General features: G+C 59.2%; 10 protein-coding genes. 3 read left to right on the forward strand and 7 right to left on the reverse strand.

Annotated elements, in window-relative coordinates:
- Positions 1-189: 189 nt before the first annotated feature.
- The 7 genes from BFQ04_RS03810 to BFQ04_RS03840 all read right to left on the reverse strand — a co-directional run bounded on the left by BFQ04_RS03810 (position 190) and on the right by BFQ04_RS03840 (position 6,247).
- Positions 190-591 carry a cupin domain-containing protein gene (locus BFQ04_RS03810; protein ID WP_065949653.1) on the reverse strand — a complete coding sequence of 134 codons (402 nt, stop codon included), beginning with the start codon at positions 589-591 and terminating at the stop codon, positions 190-192.
- A gap of 82 nt (positions 592-673) precedes the next feature.
- On the reverse strand, positions 674-2,107 hold the full coding sequence (locus BFQ04_RS03815; RefSeq protein ID WP_065949654.1) for a MocR-like pyridoxine biosynthesis transcription factor PdxR: 1,434 nt from the start codon (positions 2,105-2,107) through the stop codon (positions 674-676).
- Between the two features lie 69 nt (positions 2,108-2,176).
- Positions 2,177-2,944, reverse strand: a complete 768-nt coding sequence (locus BFQ04_RS03820; protein ID WP_065949655.1) for an SDR family oxidoreductase — start codon at positions 2,942-2,944, stop codon at positions 2,177-2,179.
- 22 nt (positions 2,945-2,966) lie between these two features.
- Positions 2,967-4,034 (reverse strand): phosphotransferase family protein, encoded by a 1,068-nt coding sequence (locus tag BFQ04_RS03825; protein WP_065949656.1) that lies wholly within the window; start codon positions 4,032-4,034, stop codon positions 2,967-2,969.
- 129 nt (positions 4,035-4,163) lie between these two features.
- On the reverse strand, positions 4,164-5,117 hold the full coding sequence (locus BFQ04_RS03830) for a 2-hydroxyacid dehydrogenase (protein ID WP_065949662.1): 954 nt from the start codon (positions 5,115-5,117) through the stop codon (positions 4,164-4,166).
- A 141-nt stretch (positions 5,118-5,258) separates the two neighbouring features.
- On the reverse strand, positions 5,259-5,693 hold the full coding sequence (locus BFQ04_RS03835) for a hypothetical protein (RefSeq protein ID WP_065949657.1): 435 nt from the start codon (positions 5,691-5,693) through the stop codon (positions 5,259-5,261).
- 41 nt (positions 5,694-5,734) lie between these two features.
- Positions 5,735-6,247, reverse strand: coding sequence for a DUF4822 domain-containing protein (locus BFQ04_RS03840; RefSeq protein WP_065949658.1), 513 nt, complete (start codon positions 6,245-6,247; stop codon positions 5,735-5,737).
- Between the two features lie 553 nt (positions 6,248-6,800).
- Between BFQ04_RS03840 and BFQ04_RS03845 the strand changes: the two genes are divergently transcribed.
- The 3 genes from BFQ04_RS03845 to BFQ04_RS03855 all read left to right on the forward strand — a co-directional run bounded on the left by BFQ04_RS03845 (position 6,801) and on the right by BFQ04_RS03855 (position 9,520).
- Positions 6,801-8,078 (forward strand): serine/threonine transporter, encoded by a 1,278-nt coding sequence (locus tag BFQ04_RS03845; RefSeq protein WP_065949659.1) that lies wholly within the window; start codon positions 6,801-6,803, stop codon positions 8,076-8,078.
- 306 nt (positions 8,079-8,384) lie between these two features.
- Complete coding sequence (locus BFQ04_RS30285) at positions 8,385-8,687, forward strand: transposase (protein ID WP_065949522.1); 303 nt, start codon at positions 8,385-8,387, stop codon at positions 8,685-8,687.
- On the forward strand, positions 8,684-9,520 hold the full coding sequence (locus BFQ04_RS03855; protein ID WP_065949523.1) for an IS3 family transposase: 837 nt from the start codon (positions 8,684-8,686) through the stop codon (positions 9,518-9,520). The genes BFQ04_RS30285 and BFQ04_RS03855 overlap by 4 nt, the downstream gene beginning before the upstream one ends.
- Positions 9,521-9,556: the final 36 nt, after the last annotated feature.

Raw genomic sequence — 9,556 nt, forward strand, 5'->3', positions numbered from 1 at the left:
ATGTGGGAGGGGGCTTGCCCTGATGCCAGTCTGTAGGCGCGAGCTTGCTCGCGAAAAACTCACAGTCACCGCGTTCATTCAGAAAGCACGCGTTATCGTTGACGTTTTTCGCGAGCAAGCTCGCTGCTACAAAAAGCCAGGGCAAGCCCCCCTCCCACAGTGATCAGAACGGGATTACTGACGTGCCGCTTATTGGGCAAGGGGCGTGAGCACCTCGGCCTTGTCATCCAGCACCATTACCACCAGCAGTTTGGCGGGCCGGGTCTGGCTGGCGTTGCTCGACTCGAAGTGCCGCGAACCGGCGGGCTCGTAGAACGAATCGCCGGCCTTGTAGGTAATGGCTTTCTCATCGTTGACCCGTGAGGTTATTTCGCCTTCCAGTACATAAGCCACGGCGGTGCCGGTGTGGCTGTGGGGCACGGTGGCCTGGCCGGGAGCGTAGTCCACGGTGAGCATGATGGTTTTCTTGCCGGGCACGTTGGCCAAGGCGTGTTCCTGCAGCACCTTGAGCGTTTCCTGGTGGTACACCGGTTCGTGGGCGTAAGCGTTGAGCGAGGCCAGTATCGCGGCGGTGGCGAGCAATCGTTTCATGAGGCGTTCCATGGCGTTCGAGACCTGTTCACCCTACGCTCTGGAGCTGGGTCGACCAATGACCAATCCTGCGCAAAAGCGCCTAGCCAATCTGCCGCAGAATGTCGCGGACCTTGTCCAGCGCCGGGTCGATATCGAGGGTTTCGATGGCGCCGAAGCCGAGAATCAGCCCGGCGCGTGGCGCAGTGTCGTGAAAAAACACATCCAGGGGGTACAGCCCCACCTGCGCCTTGCGCGCCAGTTGCATCAGCAACGGGATACCCACCGGCACCTTGCACAGCGCGGCCAGATGGAACCCTGCCACCGTCGGCACCGCCTCGAACCAGGGCGACAGGTCTCCCGCCAGGCGCTGCAGAATCCGTTCGCGGCGCCCCGCGTACACGCTGTGACAGCGGCGAATATGTTTGAGCAGGTAGCCCTCGCTGATGAACTTGGCCAGCGCCCATTGCGGCAGGGTAGAGCTGTGCTGGTCGGTCAATTGCTTGGCCTTGAGTACTGCGCCATGGATCGCCGGCGGCAGTACCGCGTAGCCCAGGCGCAACTCCGGCAACAGGGTTTTGGAAAAGGTCCCGACGTAGGTCACCACGCCTCGCGTGTCCATGCTTTGCAGGGAGTCGGTGGGGCGGCCTTCGTAGCGGAACTCACTGTCGTAGTCGTCTTCGATGATGATTGCGCCGAGCGCGATGGCGCGGTCGAGCAGGGCTTCACGCCGCGCCGGGCTCATGGGCATGCCGAGGGGGAACTGGTGCGACGGCGTCACATAGATCAGGCGGGTGCCATCAGGGATCCGGTCGACCTGTATGCCCTGTGCATCGACCGGCACGCTGGCGACCCTGGCCCCCATCGCCACGAACAACTGGCGCGCGGGGCTGTAGCCGGGGTCTTCCATGGCGACGATGCTGCCTGGCTCCAGTACCACGCGGGCGATCAGGTCCAGCGCCTGTTGCGCGCCATTGGTCACCACGATGTCCCCGGCGCGACCTTTCACCCCGCGGGAAAAGGCGATATGCCCGGCGATGGCCTCGCGCAGCGCCGGCAAGCCTTCCGGTTGACTGTAGAAACCACTGTTCTGGGCGATCTTGCGCAAGGCATCCAGCGTGCAGCGTCGCCATTCTTCCTGGGGAAATTGATTGCGCGTGGTTGCCCCGCCGATGAATTCGTAGCGCAGGATCTCGTCACTGGCGGGATGATGCATGGGCGAGGCCAGTGCGGCCCATCTGCCCAGGTTGGCGGCGCAGGCCAGGTCGGTGGCGGTCTGCACGCGGTCAGGCTGAGGTGCCCACGCATTGACGAAGGTGCCCCGGCCAATCCTGCCGACCAGCAGGCCTTCATAGGTCAAGGTGGCGTAGGTGTCCGACACGGTTTTGCGCGAGACGCCCAGTTGCTCGGCGAGCAGTCGGCTGGGCGGCAATTGCGCGCCGGCTGAAAGGCGCCCGCAGGTGATGGCTTCGCGCAGTTGCTGGTAAAGCTGGGCAGCCAGGTCCTTGCGGCCGTTGATGACGAGGTGCAGTTCCATGTTTCATCCCGGGACAGATCGATCTGCGCCAAGGTTACGCGCAAATCGATCTGAAGAAACCAGGCGGGGTCAGGACAGGAAACCGCCGTCCACATTCAGCGACACCCCGGTGGTGTAGCTGGACGCATCGCTGGCCAGGAACAACACGGCGCCGGCCATTTCGCTGGGGTCGGCCACGCGCTTGAGCGGGATCTGCGCCAGGGCCATCTTCAGGATCGCGTCGTTCTTGACCAGCGCCGAGGCGAACTTGGTGTCGGTCAGGCCCGGCAGCAACGCGTTGCAACGGATGCCGAACGCGGCGCATTCCTTGGCGAACACCTTGGTCATGTTGATCACGGCGGCCTTGGTCACCGAATAGATGCCCTGGAATACACCTGGGGAAATGCCGTTGATCGAGGCCACGTTGATGATGCTGCCGCCGCCGTTGTCGCGCATCAGCTTGCCGGCTTCCACTGACATGAAGAAGTAGCCGCGGATGTTCACGTCGACGGTCTTCTGGAACGCCCCGAGGTCGGTGTCCAGCACGTTGCAGAACTGGGGGTTGGTCGCGGCGTTGTTGACCAGGATGTCCAGGCGGCCGAACTGTTCACGGATGCCGGCGAACACCTGGGCGATCTGTTCCATTTCACCGATATGGCAGGCAATCGCAGTGGCCTTGCCGCCGTCGGCGATGATCGCGTCGGCAACGTGCTGGCAACCTTCCAGTTTGCGGCTCGAGACAATCACGTGGGCGCCTTGCTGGGCCAGCAACTTGGCGATGGCCTCGCCGATGCCGCGGCTGGCGCCGGAAACGAAAGCAATCTTGCCGTCGAGGTCGAACAGGTGGGTCTTGGACATGAGCGGTTCCTTGTGATTGTTGTCAGAGGGCGGATTTGCCGATGACCGCCAGGCTCATCTGCTCCAGCAGCGTGTTCATGTGGATGAACTGGGCAAAGCGTTTGTCCTGGGTCTGACCGTGGAAGAAACGGTAATAGATCTGCTGCACGATGCCGGCCAGGCGAAACAGCCCGTAGGTGTAGTAGAAGTCGAAATTGTCGATGCGGATGCCCGAACGTTCGGCGTAGTAGTCGACGAACTGGCGGCGGGTGAGCATGCCGGGCGCATTGCTCGGCTGGCGCCGCATGAGTTGCACGGGCGCAGGGTCGGCGGCTTCGATCCAGTAGGCAAGGGTGTTGCCCAGGTCCATCAACGGGTCGCCGAGGGTGGTCAGTTCCCAGTCCAGCACACCGATGATCTGCATCGGGTTGTGCGGGTCGAGGATCACGTTGTCGAAACGATAGTCGTTGTGCACGATGCTGGAGGTCGGGTGGTCGCCCGGCATCTTGTCGTTGAGCCAGGCGCGCACGGCTTCCCAGCGCGGGGCATCGGGGGTCAGGGCTTTTTCGTAGCGCTCGCTCCAGCCACGGATCTGACGCTCCACATAGCCATGCGGTTTGCCCAGGTCGGCCAGGCCGCAGGCGTTGTAATCGACCTGATGCAGTTCGACGAACTTGTCGATAAAGCTTTTGCACAGGGCTTGGGTGCGCGTCGCGTCCAGGCCCAGCTCGGCGGGCAGGTCTGAACGCAGGATGATGCCGTTGACGCGCTCCATCACGTAGAACTCCGCGCCGATCACCGACTCATCGGTGCAATGCACGTAGGCCTTGGGGCAATAGGGAAAGCCGTCTTTGAGCTGATTGAGAATGCGGTATTCGCGGCCCATGTCATGGGCGGATTTGGCCTTGTGGCCGAACGGTGGGCGACGCAACACGAATTCCTGGTCCGGGTATTCCAGCAGATACGTCAGGTTAGAGGCGCCGCCTGGGAACTGGCTGATCTTGACCGTGCCGTGCAGGCCGGGAATATGGGCCTTGAGGTAGGGATCGATCAGGCTGGCATCAAGTTCTTCGCCGGGGCGAATCTGGGTCGATTGGTCGTTAAGCGCCATGCTTATCCCTTCTGCTTATTCTTAAGGCCTTGGACTATTGGCTAATCTAATGTGGGTCGCCGCCCAGCGACAAGGTCGGGACGGCTTAATAGGTCTGCGTGTTGAAGCAGGATCAGCGTGCCTGATCGGTCATTTATCGGGCGCCGGCAAGGCTACCGGCGTAAGTACCGGGCGACCGGCAAAGTATTCCACCAGATTGTCCGCGACCCGTTGCACGGTATCGTGGGTCGCTTCCGGCGACAGGCCGGCCACATGGGAGGTCAGCACGGTGTTGCTCAGGCGCTTGAGTGCGTCAGGTACCTTGGGTTCGTCGTCAAATACATCCAGCGCGGCGCCGCCGATGCGCCGCTGTTCCAGCGCAGCTACCAGGTCGGCGGTAACCACGACGCTGCCGCGGCCGATGTTGACCAAAAAGCCATGCGGCCCCAGGGCGTCGAGGGCGTGACGATCAATCAGGTGCCGAGTGCTGGCGCCGCCGGGCGTGGCCAGGATCAGGAAATCCGAGGTGCGCGCCAGTTCCACGGCGGTTGCACAATAGGTGTAGTCCACGTCATCGCGAGGTTGGCGATTGTGGTAACTCACTTCCATGCCAAAGCCCAGCGCCGCGCGCTTGGCGATCTCCAGGCCGACCGCGCCCAGCCCGAGAATGCCCAGCTGCTTGCCGCCCAGGGACGGGCGCATCACCTTCGGCCATTCGTGGCGGCGCACGGCGGCGTCAGTCTGGGTGATACCGCGCACCAGCGACAGCAGCAGCGCCATGGCGTGGTCGGCCACCGACGGCGCGTTCACGCCTGCACCGTTAGTCACCACAATTCCACGGTTGGCCGCTGCCTGCAGGTCAACATGCTCGTAGCCTGCGCCGATCACGCAGATGATCTCCAGCAGCGGCAGCGCGGCGATTTCTTCGGCATACAGCCCCAGTGGCCCACGGGTCAAAACAGCCTTGATCTGCCCGCCGTGAGCCTTGATCGCCTGCGCGCGTTCAGCGGGCGTGGGCGCCAGGATTACATGGAAATCATTGCTCTCGATGATTTGCAGGTATTCGTTGATGGTTTCAACCAGGACCAGAACGGTGGTGGGCATGGGCAGCTCTCCGGTGAGTTCGATGCCCGGATTATGCTGCATTTTCGCTGCATGAAATGCCGCAGGCCTGAGAAAGCGCCACTGATTTTGCGAAAAGTACGAGCGTCCCGGCGATTGCGAGACGCTGTTTACGCGCGCTGATTATTTGGCGGACGTGGTTTTTCGTACCTTGCTCTGTTCTGCCTCTACGATGTCCATGTAATCGTAGGTAGGAAAGAACTCCGTCCTGAACGGCCCCCACGCAGAGCGCTCGATCGCAAGATTCACTTCGCGCAGGCGTGAGGCGGGGAAGCGTAGAACGATGACGTGACCGATCCCCATGGCAATGTTCCAACTGACAATTTCTACCCCTTCAGGAGGAAACACTTTGAAGAATTCCTGCTCGGTGAGTTTCGCTCTTATTTCGTTCAAGTTGCGAGATTGATCATGCTTAAGAAAGACGGTCAACATGACGGCATTGTCAGCACTGGCGGCGACAGGTTTCCCAGGGGCGGAAGCCTGTGCATGAACGCCGGTTGAAACAAGGGTAGATAGCAGTAAAACAGAAGTTAATAAAGGCTTTAATAGTGCTTTCATTGGGTGAGGCCTTTTATGGAAGTTGTCTTTAGTCGTGGAGTTCACGGTTTAAGGCTGGGTGTTGGAGTGGTTTTTATTGAGCCTGTATAAGGCGCATGCACAACATATATTCGAACCAGTGGGTTGGAATCGATCATGTCGCGCGGCACTTCTCGGGAATAAGTGAATTCTTGAGTGTTCAGCGTCTCAAGTTTCCGGACAATGGTTCTTGTTGTCCCTTTATCGGGTATCAGGATATGGCTTTTTTTGTCACCGGTTACCATGAAGTAACCGCCCCCGCCGTTCTCGTACTTGGACAGCCCGGTATCGCTGTAGAAAAATTCATAGCGATTACGGTCAGGGTCCCACAGTGATAGGCCGACCACGCCTGGGTACTTGTCCTTCACGTCGATGTCCGGCGCACCCTCTACATAAACTTTTGTCGTCAGCCAGCGGGGGGATGTAGCCAGGGCCCTGGCGTCGGAGTGTTCGGCTGTCGACTGTGCCTGGCTGGTAAGTGGGGTGATTATTCCAACGAAAAGTAACAGGGTAAACAGTAGGTTGTATTTTTTCATGGAGTCGCTCCCGACGGATTCAGTGTTCGCTTTGTTGTCATTGTTTCAGAAAGACTGGTTGTTCGCGCTGGGTTGGAATATAGGCTTAACACGATGAGCGCTCAATATCTGGGCAAATCCTTGTAACAAAGGCGGCGGCTAATAAATTTATAGGGAGTGCGACGATGAACTATATGTAGGAAATAACTTACTTGGAGTGGTTAAATTAAAATAATAGTGGGTACCTGTCAGTGGATTGCAGTCGCAGAACATTGAGCGACTGGGCTGATTTAAACAGATCGAGTTGTGTGAGCGTGCCCATTTTCATCGCGCGTTACACCAGGCTGGCGGAATCGACGAATGAGGCGGGCAGCTCAGCGTGGCAGGTATGGCCTAAGCTCGACATCGACGACCAAAAGCCGCTCTCAAGCCTCTGCACTGCCTCGCCACTCCTCAGCTAAGCCTTTGCTTATTCTCAATAATCCCGGACAATCGCGCCCCTGTTGAGGTCGGGGCGCTGCCTGTCAGGTTTTTCTGACTCGTCCCGGCCGTGTGAATGCGGAGATCCGACCGGATGAATGATCAGGCCAATAGCGTCAACGATCGCTATGCAACGACACCTGCAACGCTCACTAGCTGGAGCCGCCAGGACACCACCTGGATGCTTGGGCTGTTCGGCACCGCCATCGGCGCCGGCACTTTGTTCTTGCCGATCAACGCGGGCCTGGGGGGCTTCTGGCCGCTGGTGATCCTGGCGCTGCTGGCCTTCCCGATGACATTCTTTGCCCACCGTGGGCTGACCCGTTTCGTCCTGTCCGGCCGTGAAGGCTCCGACATTACCGACGTGGTCGAAGAACATTTCGGCCTCAAGGCCGGCGCCCTGATCACCTTGCTGTACTTCTTTGCGATCTTCCCGATCCTGCTGATCTACAGCGTGGCCCTGACCAACACCGTCAGCAGTTTCATGGAACATCAATTGCACATCATGCCGCCGCCGCGGGCAGTCCTGGCGTTCGTACTGATCCTGGGCCTGCTGGCGGTGGTGCGTTGCGGTGAACAGGTGATCGTCAAGGCCATGAGCCTGATGGTGTATCCGTTTATCGTTGCCTTGCTGTTCCTTGCCGTTTACCTGGTGCCGCATTGGAATGGCGGCATCCTCAGCACCGCCAGTCAGATCCCGGCGCCGTCGGCGCTGCTCAACACCTTGTGGCTGGCAATTCCGGTGATGGTGTTTTCGTTCAACCATTCGCCAATCATCTCGGCCTTTGCGGTGGACCAGAAGCGCCAGTACGGCGCACATGCCGACGAGCGCAGTTCACAGATCCTGTGCCGCGCGCACCTGTTGATGGTGGCGATGGTGCTGTTCTTTGTGTTCAGTTGCGTGCTGACCCTGTCCCCGGCGCAGTTGGCCGAGGCGAAGGCGCAGAACCTGTCGATCCTGTCGTACCTGGCCAACCATTTCGATAACCCGACCATTGCCTTCGCCGCGCCGTTGATTGCGTTCGTGGCGATTGCCAAGTCGTTCCTGGGCCACTACATCGGGGCCAGCGAGGGCCTCAAGGGTCTGGTGCTCAAGACCGGTCGTCGTCCGGCAGCCAAGTCGCTGGACCGCATGACCGCCGCCTTCATGCTGGTGGTGTGCTGGATCGTCGCCACGCTGAACCCTAGCATTCTCGGCATGATCGAGACCCTGGGTGGGCCGGTGATTGCGTCGATCCTGTTCCTGATGCCGATGTACGCCATCCGCAAGGTGCCGGCCATGGCCAAGTACCGTGGGCAGGCGTCGAATGTGTTTGTCACGGCGGTGGGGTTGGTGGCGATTACGGCGCTGGTGTATTCGCTGATTGCTTAAGGTCTGACACAGTCTTCAAGCACTACAGAGATTCAAATGTGGGAGGGGTCTTGCCCCCGATGCGGTGGTTCAGTCAATTCATAGGTGACTGACATACCGCCATCGGGGGCAAGCCCCCTCCCACATGTGTTTTGCGGTGTTGCTGATACTTTGTTCCAGGCATAAAAACGCCGCGTACCTTGCGATACGCGGCGATCTGTTCAAGAGTACAGAGATTCAAGTGTGGGAGGGGGCTTGAACTGGCCTAATGATTTTGGACACTTCAATCGGGCGCTATGATAGCGCCCAAATCTGAGGTGTTTGGTTATGCGTAAATCTTATTCGAGTGAGTTCAAGCTCAAGGCTGCCAGCATGGTGTTGGATGAAGGTCAGCCGGTTACCGAGGTGTGTGCCACCCTGGATATCGGCCCCACAGCCCTGCGCCGCTGGGTCGATCAAGTGCAAAAAGAACGCTTGGGCTCGACCCCGGTAGGGGCCAAGGCGATTACTGCTGATCAACGAGAAATCCAGAGGCTCAAAGCTCTGCTCAGAGAGAAAGACCTGGATATCGAAATTCTAAAAAAGGCCAGTGCTCTCCTGCTTTTGGACGCCAAAGATCATTCACGTTGATCGATGAGCTGGACGAGCAGTACGGCGTTAAAAGGTGTTGCCAGGCGTTTGGGGTCAACCGCAGTAGCTTCTACGCCTGGCGCCAGCGCCAAGGCAGAGCAAATCCTGAGAGGGATAAGCTCAAAGCCGCGCTGGTCAGGCACCACAAGGCGTCCAGAGAGTCGGCCGGTGCACGTACGTTGTCCAAGGAGCTACAAGCCAAAGGGCATCGTATCGGGCGTTATATGGCTCGCAGTTTGATGCGCGAAGCTGGCATCGCCAGCCGTCAGCGCAGGCGCCATAAGTACAGGTCGCCGGGCGTGGAGGCCTTGGTGGCGCCGCACGTGCTCAAGCGAAAATTTGATGTGACGGCGGTTAATCAGGTGTGGTGTGGCGACGTGACATATATCAAGGTCGGCAAGCGGTGGATGTACTTCGCCGCCGTTCTGGATTTGTACGCTCGCAGGATCGTGGGCTGGTCGTTCTCGATGATTTCTGATGCCAACCTGACCTGCGAAGCGCTACGCATGGCGGTTGAGCTACGCGGCCATCCCCAGGATGTGTTGTTTCATTCTGACCAAGGTTGTCAGTACACCAGTCATAAATTCCGAAACGAGCTGCTGAAACAGGGGTTTAGGCAGAGTATGAGCCGTAAAGGCGAATGCTGGGACAACGCCCCGATGGAGCGTTTCTTTGGCAGCTTGAAATCAGAGTGGGTGCCTGAAACGGGCTACAAACTGGAACATGAGGCCCGAGCAGACGTGCAGCGCTATGTCTCGCGCTACAACATCAGCAGGCCTCATAGCTACAACGACTACCGGTCGCCGGTCGTGAAGGAAAGGTTGGCGGCGTGAACCTTAATCAGTGTCCAAGATTACTTGACCAGTTCA

The sequence above is a fragment of the Pseudomonas sp. 37 R 15 genome, from assembly GCF_900004865.1.
GTDB classification, from domain to species: domain Bacteria; phylum Pseudomonadota; class Gammaproteobacteria; order Pseudomonadales; family Pseudomonadaceae; genus Aquipseudomonas; species Aquipseudomonas fluorescens_AM.

Bases quoted from the DNA above. Each gene is read 5' to 3' on its own strand.
- BFQ04_RS03810 (WP_065949653.1), bottom strand. From the start codon at position 591: ATGAAACGATTGCTCGCCACCGCCGCGATACTGGCCTCGCTCAACGCT.
- BFQ04_RS03815 (WP_065949654.1), bottom strand. From the start codon at position 2,107: ATGGAACTGCACCTCGTCATCAACGGCCGCAAGGACCTGGCTGCCCAG.
- BFQ04_RS03820 (WP_065949655.1), bottom strand. From the start codon at position 2,944: ATGTCCAAGACCCACCTGTTCGACCTCGACGGCAAGATTGCTTTCGTT.
- BFQ04_RS03825 (WP_065949656.1), bottom strand. From the start codon at position 4,034: ATGGCGCTTAACGACCAATCGACCCAGATTCGCCCCGGCGAAGAACTT.
- BFQ04_RS03830 (WP_065949662.1), bottom strand. From the start codon at position 5,117: ATGCCCACCACCGTTCTGGTCCTGGTTGAAACCATCAACGAATACCTG.
- BFQ04_RS03835 (WP_065949657.1), bottom strand. From the start codon at position 5,693: ATGAAAGCACTATTAAAGCCTTTATTAACTTCTGTTTTACTGCTATCT.
- BFQ04_RS03840 (WP_065949658.1), bottom strand. From the start codon at position 6,247: ATGAAAAAATACAACCTACTGTTTACCCTGTTACTTTTCGTTGGAATA.
- BFQ04_RS03845 (WP_065949659.1), top strand. From the start codon at position 6,801: ATGAATGATCAGGCCAATAGCGTCAACGATCGCTATGCAACGACACCT.
- BFQ04_RS30285 (WP_065949522.1), top strand. From the start codon at position 8,385: ATGCGTAAATCTTATTCGAGTGAGTTCAAGCTCAAGGCTGCCAGCATG.